A 21247-nucleotide genomic window follows, 5' to 3' on the forward strand; every position below is an offset into this window, starting at 1 on the left:
ACCGCAACAGCGCCCCGGGCCAGGCACCTCAGGCCTGATCGACCTGGGCCGTTTTCGGCAAGCGCCGGTCGATCACTTGATACAAGGCACTGCTCTCGGGCCAGTTGCGCATGAAGCGCGCACGATCCCGAGCATAGGCTGGCGCAAAGCTGCCCAGGCTGGCGTGCTGGCACATGGAGTCCAGATCGATCAGCGCCCAGCGGTCTTCCTGCCAGAACAGGTTATGTCCCTTGAAATCACCGTGGCTGATGCGCTGTTTGAGCAACTCGGCAAACAACTGGTCCAGGGCCAGCAACTCGGCCTCGGGCGCGGCACCACTGTCCACATAGGGCGCAAAGCGCTCGATGATGTCCGGCCCCGCCAGGTATTCGGTCACCAGGTAAGCCCGGCTGCGCAGCCAGAAAAAGCGCTTTTCCAACACCGCCAGCGGCTTGGGCGTGGAAATGCCGAGGAACGCCAGGCGATTGCCCTCGCGCCAGGAATGCCAGGCCCGGCTCGGGCGCCAGAAGCGTTTGAGCCAATGGGCAAAACCCTTGATGTTGTAGCGTTTGATCACCAACGGGCGCCCCGCCACTTCGACCCGGCCGACGCTGGCCGCGCCACCGGTCTTGTACAGGTGGCCCTGGTCGAGCAAGGCGTCAGCCTGCTCCAGCACCGGCAGCATGGCCGCCTCTTCTTCACGGCGGATGGCGCGCAAGGCGAAAGGCCCACGCACCACGCTGAACAGGCTGCACTCGCGACCGACCTTGTTGAGAAAATCCCTCAGGCGCCAGCCACGCACCTTGTCCACCTGCTTTTGCAGGGCTTCCAGCGGCAAGGCATGTTCGGCGTTGTTCAGCAGGTAGTGCACCAGCAGCTCTTCGGTGAACGGCTCCAGGCCCTGAGGCAACTGAGCGAAAAACACCCCCAGGTTCTCCAGGACCTTCTGCCGCGACAGGGGCTTGCCCGCCTCTTCAGCCACAATGCCGGCGCCATCGATCAAATAGAGCCTGCCGTCGTGACGCAGCAGGTTGTCCAAGTGCAGATCCTCCTGCCACAGGCCCTTGCCGTGCATCTGTGCAATCGCCGCCAAGGCCTCGGCCAGCACCGCCTGCTGCCCATCCGCCAGGGGTGGCAACGCCTGCACCTGTTGCCAGGCGTCCCCCAGGCTCTCGGCGCCTTCAAGCAGCTCGAACAGCAACCAACCGCCCTCGCCGTCCTTGAGGCCATCAGCCAACAACAGCGGCGTGGTCAGGTCCTGCTCAGCCAGTTGGCGAACACCCCGCAGCTCACGCTGGAAATGCCGCGCCGCCTTGGGCCCCACCAGCAACTTGGCCAGCACCGGACGACCGCGCCAGACGCCGGCCCCGACATAACGCTGCCCGGGCAACACCCGCAGCAGACTCAATAATTGCAACTGGGCCGGCCCGGCGGCATCCGCCAACTCCAGGCTCATGGGCAGGCTCGGTGTACGACCGGCGCTCTTCAGCTCGGACAAACGCATCAGCGAGCCCCCTTATTGCTGCTACGGGCCGTCAACCGCTCGATCCAGCGATCCACCAGTGAGGCATCCGCCGGCAGGTCGAGGTAGGCCGCAAGCAATACCCGCACCTCGTCGCGACCCCAGACCTTGGCCCGGCGCAGCAACGGCTCCAGGTCCTTGACCCGATCACGCTGGCCAAACAGCAGCGGCCGGGTTTTCTCCAGATCGATCAATTGCGCCTGATAACCCTCGCCCGTGGCCCGCAGGAAAATGTGCTTGGGATAGAAACAGCCATGCACCTGCCGCAACCCGTGCAGTTGGCGAGCCAACTGCCCGCAGGCGCGCAGGATTGCCAGGTGCTGCAGGTCGCTGAGTTCGGCCCATTGCTGCAGCAACGAATCCAGGTCGTTCCAGCCGTCCAGGGCACGGGTCAGGAGGATCGCCCGGGTTTCCCCGGCGACCTTGCGCTCACCAAAAAACACCGCCTGCAACGCCGGGATACCCAACTGCCGATAGCGGCTGATGTTGCGAAACTCCCGGGCGAAACTCGGCTCGCCCAACGGACGATGCAAGGTCCGGGTGAGGTAGTTGCTCTGGCGCTTGAGGTAAAACCCCCGCCCTTCCAGGTCCAGGCGAAACACGCTGCTCCAGCCGCCATGACTGGTATTGGGTTCGTCCACGGCATCCAACTGCTTGGCCCACAGCGCATCAAAACTGCCGAGGCCATGACGCTCCAGCAAGGCGCGCTCTTCAGCCGCCAGGAAATCAGTCATTCCCGTCCCTCGAAAAATCTCAGCACATGGCGAATGCGCTGCTTGTCCGCCGCGTTCAAGCGAGTGCGCTGACGGTATTGCAGGTAGAAGCGCAGGCGCTGGGTGGCCGACAAGTGATACTTGGCGACCTTGTCCAGGCACGCCAAGTCCTTGGTAATGCGGTACTTGAGCCAGAAACCGCGCCAGAAGTCGCCGTTCGGGCAATCGATCAGGTACAGCTTGGCGTTATCGTCGATCAGCAAGTTGCGCCACTTCAAATCGTTATGAGTGAAGCGGTGGTCATGCATGATGCGGGTGTAACGCGCCAACTGGGCACTGACCCCCTCGACCCAGCGACGGTCTGCCAGCAACGGGTCATTGCGATCGGCCAGAGCCGACAAATCCTCGGTGCGCGGCAACTCGCGGGTGATCATCGCCCCCCGGTCATAAGCCAGGCCGCGACGCTCCAGGCCCCACGCCACCACTTCAGCGGTGGGAATGCCCCACTTGGCAAAACGCTTGAGGTTCTGCCACTCGGACTTGACCCGGGGCTTGCCCAGATAGCGCCGCAGGTTCTTGCCGGCGCCGGTGTAGCGCTTGACGTAATAGTTGACGCCGTCGCGCTGGACGCGAATGACTTCCGAGAGCGGGTCGCGGGTCAGGCGCTCGCCCTCAAGGGCAAACACCGCTTCAAGACTGCCAAAATCCGCGGCCAGTTGCTCGTAGCCGGGTTCCAGGTTCCAGCCCGCCATCAGAGCGCATCTCCGTACCGCTGCTTGCGATCGTAGAGCTTGTTCGCCTTACCCTCGAGCCAGGACAGCAGCGCCGACTCTTGCGCCAGGATGTGCCGCAACGGCTGCTGGAAGTAGCCCTTGAGGAAACGCAGCTTGTCGCGGCGGGTCAGGCCGATGTCCAGGGCGGAGAAGTACAGGGCCGCCAGGTCTTTGTTGCGCCAGCGCTGAGTGATCGCCGGGCGGGTCTGGGCCCGGTGCAGGTCGATCACCGAGAGCTTGAAGTCATCCGCCGTCACCGGCTTATCGGTGTGCAGCAGGAAGTGGCAGATGTAACAGTCACGGTGGTTGACCCCGGCGCGGTGCATCATGCCGGTCATGCGGGCCACTTCGGCGATCAGCGCGCGCTTGAGCCGAGGCTCCGGCGGCTGCTTAACCCAGTCGATACTGAAGTCTTCGAGGCTGACGGTGGGTGCCAGTTCTTCGGTGACGATGAAAGAATGCTGGTCTGCCGGGTTGTTGCCGCGCTCGCCATAGGCCACCGCCGTCATGGTCGGCACACCGACCTCCTGCAAGCGTTGGATAGCCCGCCACTCCTGGCCCGCGCCCAGTACCGGCAGCTTGGCCGTGAGCAGGTTCTTGAAGATCTCGCCCCAACCGATGCCGCGGTGGATCTTCACGAAATAACCGTTGCCCGCGACCTCGGTGCGCAAGGTGCGACGGGCCTCCAGCTCACGGTAAACCTGGCCGCTCAAGCCCTCGACTTCGGTGAACGCATCGCGTCCAGCCCAAAGGCTCTTGAACGGTTCGGCAAGAATCAACTTCATCAGTGTTGCTCCGCCAGAATCACATCCGCAGCGTGCTGCGGCATGCTATAGAGGTCGGCCGTCTCGGCGAACGCCAGGCCATTCCGGCTCCAGGTCGCGCGTGCAGCGTCGTCGGTCAACATGGTGTTGAGGTATTGATTGAGCTGGGCCTGCTCAAAGGGTTCGTCCAGCACCCGGCCGCTGTCGGCCTCGGCGATGTAATGGGCATAACCACAGACCGCGCTGACCAGCACCGGCAAGCCCGCCACCAGGGCCTCAAGCAATACGGTGCCGGTGTTTTCGTTGTAGGCCGGGTGAATCAACAGGTCGGCGCCCAACAGGAAACGCGGGATATCGCTGCGCCCCTTGAGGAACTGCACCTGTTCCCCCAGCCCCAGCGTCGCGCTCTGCAGTTGGAATACTTTGGGGTCATCCTGGCCAATTACAAACAGCCGGGTGCGTTTCTTCAGCTCCGGCGGCAGTGCAGCCACGGCCTTGAGGCTACGATCAACGCCCTTGGTCTTGAACCCGGAGCCGATCTGCACCAGCAACAGGTCGTCGTCCTTGAGGGCGAACTCACGACGGAATTCGGCACGAATCTCGGCCGCGTTCGGCGGCGCCCGGCGGTCCTGGGCAATCCCCGGCGGCAGCAGGTGGAAGCGCGACAGCGGCGTGTCGTAATGCTTGATGAACAGCGGCTGCTGCACTTCGGAAATCATCAGCACTTCGGTCTTGGCGTCCTTGGCGAACACCGCACGCTCGTACTCGGCGAAGTGTCGGTAGCGGCCCCAACGGCGGTACAGGGAGTTACGCAGGTTCTGCGCCTTGTCCTCGAAGCAGCCATCGGCGGCGTAGTACACATCCAACCCGGGCATTTTGTTGAAGCCAATCAGCCGGTCCACCGGGCGCTTGGCCAGGTCGGCTTCCATCCAGGCGCTGAGCTTCTCGTTGCGTCGATGGTTGAAGAAGGCCTTGACCGGCGCCACCAGCACTTCAAAGCCCGGCGGAATATCACCTTCCCAGATCAGGGTGTAGACGCGGATCTGATGGCCGCGCTGCTGGCACTCCAGGGCAATGCGCATGAAGTCGCGCTGCAGGCCGCCAAAGGGAAAATATTTGTACAACACAAAAGCCAATTGCATCAGCGCAGCTCCTCAGCCAGTAACAACGTGCTCAGTCGGCTCGCGACACGCTCGGGGTTCAGGCGAGTGAAGCACAGCGGCCACTCGCGTTTCAGGTCATACCGCTGCTGGTCAACGGCAGACGGTTGATAGGTGCACTGCTTCTGCAGGCAGGGCGCGCAAGGGAAGTTGCTGCCCAAGTGAATCTGCACTCGGCCATAGGCCCCGGTCAGCCCGGGGTTGGTCGGACCGAACAGGGAAATGGTCGGTACATCCAGGGCCGCGGCCAGGTGCCCCAGCCCGGTGTCCACAGCAACACACGCCTGGGCCTGGGCCAGCACCTTGGCCACACCGGCCAGGTTCAGCTTGGGCAGGACCGTGGCGTTACTCAGGCCCTCGGCAATGCGCTCGGCACGGGCCTTCTCCGCTGGATTGCCCCACGGCAACTGGACATCGACCCCAAGCATGCCCATGCGCTCGGTCAACTCGCGCCAGTAGGCTTCGGGCCAGTGCTTGGTGTCCCAGGTCGTGCCGTGGAGGAACAGCACAAAGGGGTTCTTGCGCGGCAGTTCCACCAGGCGCTCGACGCTCAGACCGTAATCCCCCAGGCCCTGAGGCAGGTCATAACCCAGGGCCACGGCGAACAGCTGGCGCACTCGCTCCACCGCATGCTGACCACGAGCCACTGCCAGGCGCCGCGAATAGAAACGCGCCGCCAAAGGCTCACGAGCCGAGTCCTTGTCCAGACCGGCCACCGGGGCCCGTACGTAACGGGTCAGCCAGGCGCTTTTCAGCAGGCCCTGGGCGTCGATCACCAGGTCGTATTGGGTGGCGCGCACATTCTGTTTGAAGCGTCGCCATTCGCCACTCTTGATGGTCTGCCAGAGGTTCTTGCGCCAGCGACGGATCGCCACCGGAATCACCTTGCCCACCGCCGGATGCCAGGTTGGAATCTCGGCAAAGCCTTCTTCCACCACCCAGTCGAAGGTGATCCCGGGAATCGCCCGCGCGGCATCGGTCAGGGCCGGCAACGCATGAATCACGTCCCCCAGGGATGAGGTCTTGATCAACAGTACCCGCAACTTAATGAACCTCGACCACGGTGCCCTGCAAGCGCTGCAGCGCCTCGGTCACCGGCTGCGGCAGCAGCTGGCGCAAGCAGTTGTAATGGCCGAAGCGGCAGGTGCGGTCAAAGCACGGGCTGCATTCCAGCCCCAGGCGCACCACCTCCACCTGGTCCGCCAGCGGCGGGGTGAAGCCCGGCGACGTCGAGCCATAGACGGCCACCAGCGGGCGGTTCAACGCGGCTGCTACGTGCATCAGCCCGGAGTCGTTGGAGACCACCGAATCAGCGCAAGACAGCAGGTCGATGGCTTCAGCCAGGGAGGTGCCGCCACAGAGGTTGACCGACTCTTCCCGCAGGCCGGGGATCAGCCGCTCGCGAATTTCCTCACCCACCGCGTGATCGTTCTTCGAGCCGAACAGCCAGACCTGCCAGCCTTCGCGAATCTTCAATTCGGCAACCTGGGCGTAATGCTCGGATGGCCAGCGTTTGGCTTCACCGAATTCGGCGCCCGGGCACAGGGCCAATACCGGGCGGTCCAGGCTCAGGCCGAACTTGGCCAGGGTCGCCTCGCGGCTCGCCGGGTCGATCTGCAGACGCGGCCGCGGATAAGGCTGAGGCAGCTCGGCGCCCGGCTCATAGGCCAGAGCCATGAAGCGCTCGATCATCAGCGGGTAGCGTTGTTTGTCCAGCTTGCGCACGTCGTTGAGCAGGCCGTAGCGAAACTCGCCACGCCAGCCGGTGCGCTTGGGGATGCCGGCGAAAAACGGCACCAGCGCCGACTTCAAAGAGTTGGGCAGCAAGATCGCCTGATCGTACTGGCCGGCCAGGGTCTTGCCGATGCGTCGGCGTGTCGCCAGCTCCAGGGCTCCGTGACCGAGGGGAAAGCTCAAGGCCTGGCGCACTTCGGGCATGCGTTCGAGGATCGGCCGGCTCCACTCGGGGGCCAACACGTCGATCTCGCATTGAGGATGGCGTTGTTTCAGACACTGGAAGAGTGTCTGCGCCATCACCATGTCACCGACCCAACTGGGCCCAACGATCAGAATATTCATGTGGTTTCCAAAAACGAGCCGGGGAGGCATTCGCCTCCCCGCCTCGAGAATCCAGCACCCGCGGCCTTCACCGCCAGCTCATTTGGACGAACCGTGAGCGGTTCGCCGGATAATTTTTAGCAACTCGACGTTGCCTAGCTTAGCCCCAGCTCGCGCCAAATCCGCAAAACTTCCCGCCGTTGGGTCACAAACTGATCACCCGTGATAATCCCGGCCTCATTCTGCAAGGCCTGGCGGTGAGCGGCGGAGCGATAGGCTTTGTAGACCTCGCGCAACAGGCTGGCATCGGTCGCGGGCATCAGCCCAACCTCCTCCAAGCCCTCCAGAATGCGGATATTGTCGGTGTAGCGCAGCAATGACGGGTGCTCTTCGGACCACGCCAGGGTCGCGTATTGCACCATAAATTCGATATCGACGATACCTCCGGCATCCTGCTTGAGGTCGAACGGCGCCGTGGCTTCAAAGGCATTTGCCGCCGTGCCGGCGGCCGTCAGCTTGCTGCCCAGGTTGTCGCGCATCTTGGCCCGCATCTCGCTGACCTCCTGGCGCAGCTTGGGCAGGTCCCGCGCCTTGCCCAGCACCGCCGCGCGGACTTTCTCAAAGGCCTGCCCGACATCCTGGCTGCCCACCAACACCCGCGCGCGGATCAGGGCCTGGTGCTCCCAGGTCCAGGCTTCATGCTCCTGGTAGCGGGCAAACGCCCCCAGAGAACTCACCAACAGCCCCGAGGCACCGGAAGGCCGCAAGCGCATGTCCACTTCATAGAGCTGGCCGGAGTTGGTCTGGGTGGTCAGCAGGTGAATGATGCGCTGGCCCAGGCGGGTAAAGAACTGCGCGCCGTCAATGGGCTTGGCGCCATCGGTTTCCGCCTGAGGATCACCGTCGTGGATAAACACTAGGTCCAAGTCGGAACCGTGCCCCAGTTCGATCCCGCCGACCTTGCCATAACCGACGATGATAAATCCCGGGTCGCACAAGGTGCCGTCGCTGCGTTGCGGCGCGCCGTACTTGGCCACCGTCTGGCGCCAGGCCAAGGCCAAGACTTGCTCGAGGATCGCTTCGGCCAGCCAGGTCAGGTAATCGCTGACCTTCATCAACGGCAGGCTGCCGGCGATTTCCGACGCTGCCACCCGCAGCCGGTGGGCCAGCTTGAAGTGGCGCAAGGCTTCCATTTGCTGCTCAAGGTCATCTTCGGGAATCCGCGTCAGGCGCTCGCGCAACTCGGCCGCCAACTCCGGCGCCAGGGGCGGCTTGAACAGGCGCCCCTCGTTGAGCAATTCATCGAGCAACAGCGGGAAGCGGGTGATCTGCTCGGCAATCCACGGGCTGGCGGCACACAGGGTCAGCAAACGGCGCAAAGCCCCCGGGTTCTCGGTCAGCAGCACCAGGTAGGCGGAACGCCGCGCCACCGCCTCGACCAGGGGCAACACACGCTCCAGCACCAGGTCAGGGTTGGCATGCTCCACGGCCTGGGCCAGCAAGCGCGGGATAAAGGCATCGAGGCGCTCCCGTCCAAGGCGCTGCATGGCGCGCAGTTGCGGACTGCCACGCAGGCTGGCCAAGGCTTTCAGGGCCTTGGGCCCATCATTGAAACCACCGTCCTGCAACTGTCGGCAGGCGGCCTCCTCATCCTGGGCCTCTTCCCAGAGCGGCAGCCACTCACCGCCCACCACCACTTCACTCTCGGCGCCTTCCTCTTCATCAGGGTCGGCAATCACCTGGCGGAAGTGCCACTCCACCCGGCCGCGCCAGTACATCAATTGTTCGTGAAACGCCTGCCAATCGGCAAAACCCAACATAAAAGCAATACGCGCCCGATCCGCATCGCTGTCCGGCAGCATTTGCGTCTGTCGGTCGGCAATTGCCTGGATCGCATGCTCGGTGTAGCGCAGGAATTCATAGCCCTCACGCAATTCGTTGATGACCGCAGGCGGCAGGTAGCCTTGTCCCTCCAGGGTACTCAGTACCTTTAATAGAGGGCGCTGCTGCAGACTCAGGTCGCGACCGCCATGGATCAGCTGAAACGCCTGGGCGATAAATTCCACTTCGCGAATGCCGCCGGAGCCCAGCTTGATGTTCTCCGCCATGCCCTTGCGCCGCACTTCCTGCTGGATCAACTGCTTCATGGTGCGCAGCGCTTCGATGGCGGAAAAGTCCAGGTAACGCCGATAGACGAAGGGCCGCAGCATCTCCAGCAATTGCGCGCCGGCGACCTGGTCCCCGGCCACCACCCGTGCCTTGATCATGGCGTAGCGTTCCCAGTCCCGGCCTTGGTCCTGGTAGTACTGCTCCAGCGCGTTGAAACTCAGCACCAGCGCGCCGGCCGAGCCGTAAGGGCGCAGGCGCATGTCGACGCGAAACACAAAACCGTCGACGGTCATCGGGTCCAGGGCCTTGATCAGGCGCTGGCCCAGGCGGATGAAGAACTCCTGGTTATCCAGAGGGCGCTTGACCCCCACCGTCTCGCCGCCTTCCGGGTAGGCGAAGATCAGGTCGATGTCGGACGACAGATTGAGCTCCACCGCCCCCAGCTTGCCCATGCCGAGGATGACCATGTGCTGGGCCTCGCCACTGCGGCGGCCGGTGGGAATGCCGAATTGCTGGCTGTGGCGCTGATACAACCACTGATAGGCCTGGTCGATGCTGGCGTCGGCCATATCGGACAGGTCGCGGCAGGTCTGCACCAGGTCGGCCTGGCGGGTCAGGTCGCGCCAGATGATCCGCACCTGCTGCCGCGTACGCTGGCGACGCAGCACCCGCCCCAGCTCATCCTCGGTCTCGGCCTGCTGCACGGCGGCGGCGATCTGCGCGCACATTTCCCCGGCAGCGAAGGGCCGGTCCAGTTCGCCGCTGCGGACCAGCTCCAGCAACATCAAAGGGTCACGTACGCTCTGTTCAATGACAAAGTCGCTGGCCGCGCCGACCCGGGCAAACGCCGCCCAGCGCTCGGGGCTCCAGGCGGCAAGATCATGCTCGCCCTCCAGCGCTGCTACTGCACCACGGAACGACTGCTCCCCACGGCTGACAAATGGCTGGAGAATCGCTGGAAGTTCGGCAAGCGCGGGCAGGCTCATGGGCTATCCTTGATCGGCGTGGAAAGTACGTGCTGCGGCGCTCGGCGAAAGCCGGCCAGGTGACGAAGTGTCGAACAAAGGTTAGAAATAGCTGAAAATTGTTTTTCTTTGGCAGCCAACATCAATTTTTTACCTATTCCCGTCGATCATAGACCAACAGTAACGATTATTCTCACAACCCAGCAGGAGGCCACGAGCCATTCTTCTGTAGTTTTACTACTCGTCTATACATTCGAAAGGCTGAAATGGCCGACGATTTGTAGTAAAACTACACGCCGCCGGATCAACCCTCCGGCAATCCAAGAATTTATAATCGTCTGCCCACAAGGCCAGTCGCAAACTCAGGCAACCGATTCTGGAAGCCTTTCCGCCCTGGAGCAAGCCATGCAAGACCTCGATCCCGTCGAAACCCAGGAATGGCTGGACGCCCTGGAATCGGTTCTCGACAAAGAAGGCGAAGACCGTGCTCACTATCTGATGACCCGTATGGGCGAACTTGCGACCCGCAGCGGCTCGCAACTGCCTTACGCCATCACCACGCCATACCGCAACACCATCCCCGTCACCCACGAAGCACGCATGCCTGGCGACCTGTTCATGGAACGCCGCATTCGCTCGTTGGTACGCTGGAACGCGATGGCCATGGTGATGCGCACGAACCTGAAAGATTCTGACCTGGGCGGTCACATCTCCAGCTTCGCCTCCAGCGCCACCCTGTACGACATCGGCTTCAACTACTTCTTCCAGGCCCCGACCGACGAACACGGCGGCGACCTGATCTACTTCCAAGGCCACACCTCGCCAGGCGTCTACGCCCGCGCGTTCATGGAAGGTCGCATCACCGAAGAACAAATGAACAACTTCCGCCAGGAAGTGGACGGCCAGGGCCTTTCGTCCTATCCGCACCCTTGGCTGATGCCTGATTTCTGGCAGTTCCCGACTGTGTCCATGGGCCTGGGCCCGATCCAGGCGATCTACCAGGCACGCTTCATGAAGTACCTGGAAGCCCGTGGCTTCATTCCGGAAGGCAAGCAGAAAGTCTGGTGCTTCCTGGGCGACGGCGAGTGTGACGAGCCGGAATCCCTGGGCGCCATCTCCCTGGCCGGCCGCGAGAAGCTGGACAACCTGATCTTCGTCATCAACTGCAACCTGCAGCGCCTCGACGGCCCGGTTCGCGGCAACGGCAAGATCATCCAGGAACTCGAAGGCGTGTTCCGCGGTGCTCAGTGGAACGTCACCAAAGTCATCTGGGGCCGTTTCTGGGACCCACTGCTGGCCAAGGACGTCGACGGCATCCTGCAACGTCGCATGGACGAAGTCATCGACGGCGAGTACCAGAACTACAAAGCCAAAGACGGCGCGTTCGTACGTGAACACTTCTTCAACACGCCTGAACTCAAGGCGATGGTTGCCGATCTGTCCGACGACGAGATCTGGAAACTCAACCGTGGCGGCCAGACCCGTACAAGGTCTATGCGGCGTACCACGAAGCGGTCAACCACAAAGAACAACCTACCGTCATCCTGGCCAAGACCATCAAGGGTTATGGCACCGGTGCCGGCGAAGCGAAAAACACCGCGCACAACACCAAGAAAGTCGATGTCGACAGCCTGAAGTTGTTCCGCGACCGCTTCGACATTCCGGTCAAGGACGAAGAGCTGGAGAACCTGCCGTTCTTCAAGCCAGAGCCAAACAGCGCCGAAGCCCGCTACCTCAGCGAGCGTCGCACTGCACTGGGCGGTTTCGTGCCACAGCGCCGCGCCCAGAGCTTCAGCGTACCGACGCCGGACCTGGACACCCTCAAAGCCATCCTCGACGGCTCGGGCGACCGTGAAATCTCCACCACCATGGCCTTCGTGCGGATCCTCGCGCAACTGGTCAAGGACAAGGACATCGGCCCACGCATCGTTCCGATCATCCCGGACGAAGCCCGTACCTTCGGTATGGAAGGCATGTTCCGTCAGTTGGGCATCTACTCGTCCGTCGGCCAGCTCTACGAGCCAGTCGATAAAGACCAGGTGATGTTCTACAAGGAAGACAAAAAGGGCCAGATCCTCGAAGAAGGCATCAACGAAGCGGGCGCCATGAGCTCCTTCATCGCTGCCGGTACTTCGTACTCCAGCCACAACCAGCCCATGCTGCCGTTCTACATCTTCTACTCGATGTTCGGCTTCCAGCGTATCGGTGACCTGGCCTGGGCCGCTGGCGACAGCCGCACCCGTGGCTTCCTGATCGGCGGCACCGCCGGCCGCACCACGCTGAACGGCGAAGGCCTGCAACACGAAGACGGTCACAGCCACATCCTGGCTGCCACCATCCCGAACTGCCGCACCTTTGATCCAACCTACGGCTACGAGCTGGCGGTGATCATCCAGGACGGCATGAAGAAGATGACCGAAGAGCAGCAGGACGTTTTCTACTACATCACCGTGATGAACGAGTCCTACCAGCAACCAGCCATGCCGGCCGGTGTCGAGGAAGGCATCATCAAGGGCATGTACCTGCTCGAAGAAGACACCAAGGAAGCGGCACACCACGTACAGCTGATGGGCTCCGGCACCATCCTGCGTGAAGTGCGTGAAGCGGCGAAGATCCTGCGTGACGAGTTCAACATCGGCGCTGACGTATGGAGCGTTACCAGCTTCAACGAACTGCGTCGCGACGGCCTGGCCGTAGAGCGTCACAACCGCCTGCACCCTGGCCAGAAGCCACAGCGCACCTTCGTCGAAGAATGCCTGACCGGCCGTAAAGGCCCGGTCATCGCCTCCACCGACTACATGAAGCTGTTTGCCGAGCAGATCCGTCAGTGGGTTCCTTCCAAGGAATTCAAAGTGCTGGGCACCGACGGTTTCGGCCGCAGCGACAGCCGCAAGAAACTGCGTCATTTCTTCGAAGTCGATCGTCATTTCGTGGTGTTGGCAGCCCTGGAAGCCTTGGCTGACCGTGGTGACATCGAACCTAAGGTTGTGGCTGAAGCCATCGCCAAGTTCGGTATCAACCCGGAAAAACGCAACCCACTGGACTGCTGAGGAGACTTTTTGTGAGCGAACTCATTCGCGTACCTGACATCGGCAGCGGTGAAGGTGAAGTAATTGAACTGTTTGTGAAGGTCGGCGACCGTGTCGAAGCCGACCAGAGCATCCTGACGCTGGAATCGGACAAGGCGAGCATGGAAATTCCTGCTCCCAAGGCCGGCATCGTCAAAAGCCTGAAAGTGAAGCTGGGCGACCGCCTGAAAGAAGGCGACGAACTGCTTGAGCTGGAAGTCGAAGGTGCCGCTGCTGCGGCCCCTGCGGCTGCCGCACCGGCTGCCAAGGCTGAAGAAAAACCAGCTGCCGCCCCGGCCGCTGCTGCACCTGCAGCGGCGCCGGCGGCTGCCAGCACCCAACAAGTGCACGTGCCGGATATCGGTTCGTCGGGCAAGGCCCAGATCATCGAGATCCAGGTCAAGGTCGGCGACACCGTCGAGGCTGATCAATCGCTGATCACCCTGGAGTCCGACAAGGCCAGCATGGAGATTCCTTCGCCCGTTGCAGGCGTGGTCGAGAGCATCAGCGTCAAGCTCAACGACGAAGTCGGCACCGGCGACCTGATCCTGGCCCTGAAAGTGGTGGGTGCTGCGGCACCGGCTGCTCCAGCGCCGGCCCAGGCCGCTGCTCCAGCCGCCGCCCCGGCACCGGCCGCCGCAGCTCCTGCTGCACCGGTAGCCGACAGCGTCCAGGACATTCACGTTCCGGACATCGGTTCTGCGGGCAAGGCCAAGATCATCGAAGTCCTGGTCAAGGCCGGCGACAGCGTCGAAGCGGATCAATCGCTGATCACCCTCGAGTCCGACAAAGCCAGCATGGAAATTCCATCGCCAGCCGCCGGCATCGTGGAAAGCGTATCGATCAAGCTGGACGATGAAGTCGGTACCGGCGACCTGATCCTCAAGCTCAAGGTCAAAGGCGCTGCCCCAGCGGCCGCTCCTGCTCCGGCTGCCGCACCCGCCGCCGCCAAGGCTGAAGCCGCCCCTGTAGCCGCCGCACCAGCGCCAGCCGCAGCACCGGCAGCAGCCCCGGCCAAGCCCGCTGCCAAGGTTCATGCAGGCCCGGCAGTACGCCAATTGGCCCGTGAATTCGGCGTCGAGCTGAGCGCGGTGAGCCCAAGTGGCCCACACGGCCGCGTACTGAAGGAAGACGTGCAGGTGTACGTCAAGGCGATGATGCAGAAAGCCAAGGAAGCACCAGCAGCCGCTGCTGGCGCAACCGGCGGCGCCGGCATCCCGCCGATCCCAGTGGTGGACTTCAGCCGCTTCGGTGAAACCGAAGAAGTGCCGATGACCCGCCTGATGCAGGCCGTGCCACCAACCTGCATCGCAGCTGGCTCAACGTGCCTCACGTGACTCAGTTCGATTCGGCTGATATCACCGAGCTGGAAGCTTTCCGCGTTGCCCAGAAAGCCGTGGCCGAGAAGGCTGGCGTCAAGCTGACCGTGCTGCCACTGCTGCTCAAGACCTGCGCCCATCTGCTCAAGGAACTGCCGGACTTCAACAGCTCCCTGGCGCCAAGCGGCAAGGCAATCATCCGCAAGAAGTACGTCAACATCGGCTTCGCCGTAGACACCCCGGATGGCCTGCTGGTCCCTGTGATCAAGAACGTCGACCAGAAGAGCTTGCTGCAACTGGCTGCCGAAGCGGCTGCCCTGGCTGAAAAAGCCCGGACCAAGAAACTCTCGGCGGACGACATGCAAGGCGCTTGCTTCACCATCTCCAGCCTCGGCCACATTGGCGGCACCGGCTTCACGCCGATCGTCAACGCGCCGGAAGTGGCGATCCTCGGCGTTTCCAAGGCCACCATCCAGCCTGTCTGGGATGGTAAAGCCTTCCAGCCGAAGCTGATGCTGCCCCTGTCGCTGTCCTACGATCACCGTGTGATCAACGGCGCAGCCGCCGCACGCTTCACCAAGCGTCTGAGTGATCTGCTGGGCGATATCCGCACCATGCTGTTGTAAGCGACACCGCGGTTCTCCTGTCATGGGAGAACCGCTGCGACACCGTTTTCGAGCGCCACGCTCGCACCTCAACCCCGTCAATTTGGCGGGGCTTTTTTTTGTCGAAAACCCCGAAATCCCCCCGATAAAAGCCTGTTGTCGGACGTCTGAAGATAACTTTTCAGAAATCTGCCGCTCTGCCGATAAATTCTTATAGCACTTAGCCTTCATCCTTACTTGTCAGTCACGGCCGCATGATGCAACCTTGCCGCAGGCAGCAATAAAGAGGGCGCGAGCCCGGCGCGATCAGTATTTTCGAAGCGAGTTTCCCCCCATGAAAAGCCAACCCGATGCCGCCAGCCGTATGGCGGCCGAGGTAGTGACGCAGTTGCCCGTGCCCTCGCGGCTCGGCATGCTGCGTTTCGAACGGCTGAATGAGGCAAGCTGGGCCCTGCTGTTTCTCGATCCCAATTGTGAGCGCCAGTTCGGTTTGCCGGCGATTGAGCTCTGCGCCCTGGTGGGTTCGCCCTACGCCAGCCTGATGGAGCCCGAAGCGCGCTACCACCTGCACGACACCATCCAGCAACAACTGAGCAAATCCCCCCATTACCTGATCCGCTACACGCTGCACACCAGCCAAGGGCCCGTGAGCATCCTGGAGCTGGGCGAAGCCTACAAACAACACAATCGCCACCTGCTGCGCGGCTACCTGCTGGTCGTCGGCGGCCTGTTCAGCGACTTGCCGGCCCTGCCCACGCTGGACCTGGAAACCCAGAACAGCCGACTGCAGATCGCCCTGGAGCTCAACCAGCGCGCCCAGCAGGAACAACTGCAGCACTTGGACCGGGTGCGTGCCCAGCAAGACCTGATCCTGCTGCTGACCCGCCAGCGTTACAGCACCGGCAACTCCCTCAAGGAAGCCGCCGAGCTGATCACCCGCTGCGCCTGCGACATCTACCAGATCGATTGCGCCAGCCTGTGGAACCTGGAAGACCAGCAACTGACGCCGATTGCCGCCTACCATCGCGGCCCGCAGGAATATCGGATGCCGGAGCCCATCGATGCCGGCAACTTCCCCGATTACCTGGAAGCCCTGCACAGCTGCCGCGCCATTGACGCCCACAACGCCATCCGCGACCCGCGTACCCGGGAAATGGCCGAAAGCCTGAGGCCGCGCGACGTCAACGCCATGCTCGATGCCAGCATCCGCATAGACGGCCAGGTGGTGGGCGTGCTGTGCCTGGAGCAAACCGGCACCACCCGGGCCTGGCAGTCGGACGAGATCGCCTTTGCCGGCGAGCTGGCGGACCAATTTGCCCAGGTCATCAACAACCACAACCGTCGCGTCGCCACCAGCGCCCTGCACCTGTTCCAACGGGCAGTGGAACAAAGCGCCAACGCCTTTTTGCTGGTCAACTGCGACGGCGTGGTGGAGTACGTCAACCCGAGCTTCACCGCGATCACCCAGTACAGCACCGAGGAAGTCCACGGCCATCGCCTGTCGGAACTGCCGGCCTTGGAAAACCTCAGCGAACTGCTGTTCGACGCCCCTTCCAGCCTGGCCAAGAGCAACAGCTGGCAGGGCGAGTTCAAGAGCCGGCGCAAGAACCTCGAGCCCTACTGGGGCCAGTTGTCGATTTCCAAGGTCTACGGCGACAACCGCGAGCTGACCCACTACATCGGCATCTACGAAGACATCACCCAGGCCAAGCTCGCCCAACAACGCATCGAGCGCCTGGCCTACACCGACAACCTGACCAACCTGGGCAACCGCCCGGCGTTTATCCGCAACCTCGATGAACGCTTCGCCCGGGATACCGACACGCCCATCAGCCTGCTGCTGGTGGACATCGACAACTTCAAGCGGATCAACGACAGCCTCGGCCACCAGACCGGCGACAAACTGCTGATCAGCCTGGCGCGGCGCCTGCGCAACAGCCTGAGCCCCAGCGGCAGCCTGGCGCGCTTTGCCAGTAACGAGTTTGCCGTGCTGCTGGACAACACCGACCTGGAAACCGGCCAACAGATCGCCAGCCAACTGCTGATGACCTTGGACAAGCCGATGTTCGTCGACAACCAGTTGATCAGCGTCACCGGCTCCGTAGGCCTGGCCAGCGCGCCGCTGCATGGGCGTGACCCGCAGACCCTGATGCGCAACGCCGGCCTGGCGCTGCACAAGGCCAAGGCCAACGGCAAACACCAGGTACAGGTGTTTACCGAAGCCCTGAACGCCGAGGCCAGCTACAAGCTGTTCGTCGAGAACAACCTGCGCCGCGCCCTGACCCAGAACGAGTTGGACGTGTTCTACCAGCCCAAACTCTGCCTGCGCAGCGGTCGCTTGCTGGGGATGGAAGCGCTGCTGCGCTGGAATCACCCGGAAAAGGGCATGATCCGCCCCGACCAGTTCATCAGCGTGGCGGAAGAAACCGGCCTGATCATCCCTATCGGCAAATGGGTCGCGCGTCAGGCCTGCCGCATGAGCAAACAGCTGACGGCCTCGGGGCTGGGCAATCTGCACGTGGCGATCAACCTGTCGCCCAAGCAGTTCTCCGACCCGGACCTGGTGGCCTCGATCGCCAGTATCCTCAAGGAAGAACAGTTGCCCTCTTCCTTGCTGGAACTGGAGCTCACCGAAGGCCTGTTGCTGGAAGCCACCGAAGACACCCACCAGCAGCTCGAACAGTTGAAGACCCTGGGGCTGACCCTGGCGATGGATGACTTCGGGACCGGTTATTCGTCGCTGAGCTACTTGAAAAAATTCCCCATCGACATCATCAAGATCGATCGCAGCTTTATCCACGAGATCCCCGACAACCAGGACGACATGGAAATCACCTCAGCGGTCATTGCCATGGCGCACAACCTGAAAATCAAAGTGGTCGCCGAGGGCATCGAGACGTCCGACCAACTGGCGTTCCTGCGCCGCCACCGCTGCGACGTGGGCCAGGGCTACCTGTTCGACCGGCCCATCCCGGGGACCGAACTGATCGACAAGCTCAGACGCTACCCGCGCGGCCCAATCGCCTGACAGCGCCGCAACACTCGGGCAAACTGCGTGTCTGAATTTTTACTGACTCCCACCCTGACTGAGAGGACTGATCATGGTTCTGCGCTCGGAAATTCTGGTGAACAAAAACGTGCTCCCGACTCAAGAACAAGCATTGCCTGGCCGTGAAACCCCGATGGCCTTGCCTGAGACTCACTTCGTCAACGGTAACCCCCTGCTGGGCCCATTCCTCGACAACGTCGGCTTTGCGATCTTTGGCCTGGGCTGCTTCTGGGGCGCCGAGCGGCGCTTCTGGCAGCGTGACGGCATCGTCAGCACGGTGGTGGGCTACGCAGGCGGCTATACGCCAAACCCGACCTATGAAGAAGTCTGCTCGGGCCTGACCGGCCACAGCGAAGTGGTGCTGGTGGTGTACGACCAGGACAAGGTCAGCTACGAAGAGCTGTTGAAGATGTTCTGGGAACTGCACAACCCGACCCAAGGCATGCGCCAAGGCAACGACATTGGCAGCCAGTATCGCTCGGTGATCTATGCCACCACCCCAGAGCAACTGGCCGCGGCAAAAGCCAGCGCACAGGCCTATCAACAAGAGCTGACCAAGGCCGGCCTGGGCATCATCACCACCGAAATCGACGAAGCCCCGACCGTCTACTTCGCCGAGGCCTATCACCAGCAATACCTGGCGAAAAATCCCCAGGGCTACTGCGGCATCGGCGGCACGGGCGTGACGTGTCCAATTTGAGGCAGCGGTAAGCTTCACGCTGCACGTCAGACGCTAGAAACAAAAGCGGCAAGCAAAAAGCGGCTCACCCTCCGCTCCCGCTTGCCGCTTACCGCTTACCGCCCAAAACTCGCCGCGGCCCCTGACCTACTCCGCTATCAACCAATCCATCTGCCAGCCGCCCTGGGTCTGGCCGAGTTTCTTCGACAACCACGGCAGCAGCTCGCGCAGTTCCTCTTCCAGCCCCCACGGCGGATTGGCAATGGCCAGGCCCGAACCGTTCAGGCTGTTGGGGGTGTCCAGTGGGTGCACCAGCAATTCCACGCGCAACAACTTCGGCGCGCCGGTGCCGGCCAGGTCCTGATAGAAGCGCCGCAACATGCGCTGATCCTTCACCGGGTACCAGATGGCCGCCACGGTCTGGCGCATCCGGCTGATGGCCTCCTTCAGCGACGCCGCACAGCGCTGCATTTCATCGAGCTGCTCGAACGGCGGGTCGATCAGCATCAACGCCCGCTTCTCGGCCACTGGCAGCAAGGCCCGCGCCACGTGCCAGCCCTCGCCCAGGTGCACCGCCACCCGGCGATCCCCCTTCATGTTGTCCTTGAGCAGCAAGCCGTCCTGCGGATGCTTTTCGTTGAGCAGCACCCGATCCTGTGACCGGGTCAATTGCCGCGCCAGCTCCGGCGAGCCCGGGTAATAACGCAGCTCGCCATCCGGGTTCATCTTGTGCAGCAATTGCATGTAATCCGCGGTTAACGGCGGCAGGTCCTGCTCACCCCACAGGCGGGCAATGCCTTCCAGGTATTCGCCGGTACGCGACGCCTGGTCGCCCTTGAGGTCGTACAGACCAATGCCGGCGTGGCTGTCGAGGTAGGCGAACGGCTGATCCTTGCGCGACATCAGGGCGATGAGGCGGGTCAGGGTCAGGTGTTTGAAGACGTCGGCGTGGTTGCCGGCGTGGAAGGCGTGACGATAGTTCATGGTTGCTCCTGCGCAGGGAGCGAAGTTTACCTTGTACACGCGCCGTCGTCAGGTCACGCCGCGCTGCCCTTGGCTTATGCCGCAAACCAGGGTCGGCACGAAAAAAAGGTCTAATGCCGGTAGGGGCCTGTTCGCTGCGGAGGCATTACATTCAGGCCCTACAAAAAAACCAAAGCAAGCCAAGGAGGTCAAGCCACTCATGAAAGACGCAACGATCGCGCTGCACCATGGATTCAAATCAGACCCGACCACCAAGGCCGTGGCCGTGCCGATCTACCAGAACGTCGCCTTCGAGTTCGATAACGCCCAGCACGGCGCCGACCTGTTCAACCTCGATGTGCCGGGCAATATCTACACCCGCATCATGAACCCCACCAACGATGTGCTGGAACAGCGCATGGCGGCGCTGGAAGGCGGGATCGCCGGGCTGGCGGTGGCGGCAGGCAGTGCAGCGATCCATTACGCGATCCAGACCCTGACCCAGGCCGGTGACAATATTGTCTCCACCCCGCAGCTGTACGGCGGCACCTACACCCTGTTTGCCCACCTGCTGCCGAGTTTCGGCGTCGACGTTCGTTTTGCCCGGGATGACTCGGCCGAAGCCATCGCCGAGCTGATCGACGACAAGACCAAGCTGGTGTACTGCGAAAGCATCGGTAACCCGGCGGGCAATATCGTCGACCTCGAAGCCCTGGCCCTGGCGGCCCATGCCCGCGGCGTGCCGCTGATGGTGGACAACACCGTAGCCACGCCGATTCTGTGCAAGCCGATCCAGTTCGGTGCCGACATCGTGGTGCATTCGGTGACCAAATACGTGGGCGGCCACGGCAACTCCCTGGGCGGGGTGATCGTCGACAGCGGCACCTTCCCCTGGGCCGATCACCCGGAAAAGTTCGCCAGCCTCAACACCCCGGAGCCGGCCTACCACGGCGTGGTTTACACCGAGAAATTCGGCCCCGCCGCCTTTATCGCCCGTGCCCGCACCGTGCCGCTGCGCAACACCGGCGCGGCCCTCGCGCCGATGAACGCCTTCCTCCTGCTGCAAGGCCTGGAAACCCTGGCCCTGCGCATGGAGCGCCACACCGAGAACGCCCTCAAGGTGGCGACCTTTCTCCAAGACCACCCGCAAGTGGCCTGGGTCAGCTACGCCGGGCTGCCTGACCACCCGCACCATGAGCTGGCGCAGAAATACATGAAGGGCAAGCCGTCAGCGATTCTTTCGTTCGGCCTCAAGGGTGGCTACCAGGCCGGCGTGCGTTTCTACGATGGGCTGCAGATTTTCAAGCGCCTGGTGAACATCGGCGACGCCAAGTCCCTGGCGTGCCACCCGGCCTCCACCACCCATCGCCAGATGAACGAAGAAGAACAGGCCAAGGCCGGGGTCAAGCCGGAGATGATTCGCCTCTCGGTGGGCATCGAAGCCATCGAAGACCTGCTGCAAGACCTCGACCAGGCCCTCGCCCTGGCTTGAAAAAACGCCCCGCACCCTTCAGGCTGCGG

Annotated in this window: 12 protein-coding genes and 2 pseudogenes; 5 read left to right on the forward strand and 9 right to left on the reverse strand. The window is 62.6% G+C overall.

Annotation, left to right across the window (positions count from 1 at the left end; all coding sequences use genetic code 11):
• Positions 1–28: 28 nt before the first annotated feature.
• The 8 genes from M1B35_RS19710 to glnE form a co-directional block, all read right to left on the reverse strand.
• On the reverse strand, positions 29–1483 hold the full coding sequence (locus M1B35_RS19710; protein ID WP_268262833.1) for a lipopolysaccharide kinase InaA family protein: 1455 nt from the start codon (positions 1481–1483) through the stop codon (positions 29–31).
• Positions 1483–2235, reverse strand: a complete 753-nt coding sequence (locus M1B35_RS19715) for a lipopolysaccharide kinase InaA family protein (protein WP_268262834.1) — start codon at positions 2233–2235, stop codon at positions 1483–1485. The genes M1B35_RS19710 and M1B35_RS19715 overlap by 1 nt, the downstream gene beginning before the upstream one ends.
• The gene (locus M1B35_RS19720) at positions 2232–2966 is read right to left on the reverse strand and encodes a lipopolysaccharide kinase InaA family protein (RefSeq protein ID WP_123329460.1); all 735 of its coding nucleotides are present in this window, start codon (positions 2964–2966) and stop codon (positions 2232–2234) included. The genes M1B35_RS19715 and M1B35_RS19720 overlap by 4 nt, the downstream gene beginning before the upstream one ends.
• Positions 2966–3772, reverse strand: a complete 807-nt coding sequence (gene rfaP / locus M1B35_RS19725; protein WP_123329458.1) for a lipopolysaccharide core heptose(I) kinase RfaP — start codon at positions 3770–3772, stop codon at positions 2966–2968. Before rfaP ends, M1B35_RS19720 begins: the two co-directional genes overlap by 1 nt.
• Positions 3772–4893, reverse strand: a complete 1122-nt coding sequence (locus M1B35_RS19730) for a glycosyltransferase family 4 protein (protein ID WP_123329457.1) — start codon at positions 4891–4893, stop codon at positions 3772–3774. Before M1B35_RS19730 ends, rfaP begins: the two co-directional genes overlap by 1 nt.
• Positions 4893–5954, reverse strand: coding sequence for a lipopolysaccharide heptosyltransferase I (gene waaC / locus M1B35_RS19735; RefSeq protein WP_123329455.1), 1062 nt, complete (start codon positions 5952–5954; stop codon positions 4893–4895). The genes M1B35_RS19730 and waaC overlap by 1 nt, the downstream gene beginning before the upstream one ends.
• A 1-nt stretch (position 5955) precedes the next feature.
• A complete protein-coding gene (gene waaF / locus M1B35_RS19740) occupies positions 5956–6990 on the reverse strand; it encodes a lipopolysaccharide heptosyltransferase II (RefSeq protein ID WP_268262835.1) in 1035 nt (344 codons plus the stop codon).
• A 134-nt stretch (positions 6991–7124) separates the two neighbouring features.
• On the reverse strand, positions 7125–10064 hold the full coding sequence (gene glnE, locus M1B35_RS19745; protein ID WP_268262836.1) for a bifunctional [glutamate--ammonia ligase]-adenylyl-L-tyrosine phosphorylase/[glutamate--ammonia-ligase] adenylyltransferase: 2940 nt from the start codon (positions 10062–10064) through the stop codon (positions 7125–7127).
• A 384-nt stretch (positions 10065–10448) separates the two neighbouring features.
• On the opposite strand from glnE, the pseudogene aceE reads away from it, so the two are divergent.
• The 4 genes and pseudogenes from aceE (at position 10449) to msrA (ending at position 18784) form a co-directional block, all read left to right on the forward strand.
• Positions 10449–13093: pseudogene (gene aceE, locus M1B35_RS19750) on the forward strand (pyruvate dehydrogenase (acetyl-transferring), homodimeric type).
• 11 nt (positions 13094–13104) lie between these two features.
• Positions 13105–15056, forward strand: a pseudogene (gene aceF, locus M1B35_RS19755) (dihydrolipoyllysine-residue acetyltransferase).
• 313 nt (positions 15057–15369) lie between these two features.
• Entirely contained in the window at positions 15370–18063 is a 2694-nt protein-coding gene (locus M1B35_RS19760) for a putative bifunctional diguanylate cyclase/phosphodiesterase (protein WP_123329445.1), read from the forward strand.
• A 73-nt stretch (positions 18064–18136) separates the two neighbouring features.
• Positions 18137–18784, forward strand: a complete 648-nt coding sequence (gene msrA, locus M1B35_RS19765; RefSeq protein WP_268262837.1) for a peptide-methionine (S)-S-oxide reductase MsrA — start codon at positions 18137–18139, stop codon at positions 18782–18784.
• A 126-nt stretch (positions 18785–18910) separates the two neighbouring features.
• On the opposite strand, the gene M1B35_RS19770 is transcribed toward msrA, so the two are convergent.
• Positions 18911–19747 (reverse strand): 23S rRNA (adenine(2030)-N(6))-methyltransferase RlmJ, encoded by an 837-nt coding sequence (locus tag M1B35_RS19770; protein ID WP_123329441.1) that lies wholly within the window; start codon positions 19745–19747, stop codon positions 18911–18913.
• A gap of 199 nt (positions 19748–19946) precedes the next feature.
• On the opposite strand from M1B35_RS19770, the gene M1B35_RS19775 reads away from it, so the two are divergent.
• On the forward strand, positions 19947–21218 hold the full coding sequence (locus M1B35_RS19775) for an O-acetylhomoserine aminocarboxypropyltransferase/cysteine synthase family protein (protein WP_268262838.1): 1272 nt from the start codon (positions 19947–19949) through the stop codon (positions 21216–21218).
• Positions 21219–21247 lie beyond the last annotated feature (29 nt).

Source organism: Pseudomonas morbosilactucae (assembly GCF_023241665.1).
GTDB lineage: Bacteria > Pseudomonadota > Gammaproteobacteria > Pseudomonadales > Pseudomonadaceae > Aquipseudomonas > Aquipseudomonas morbosilactucae.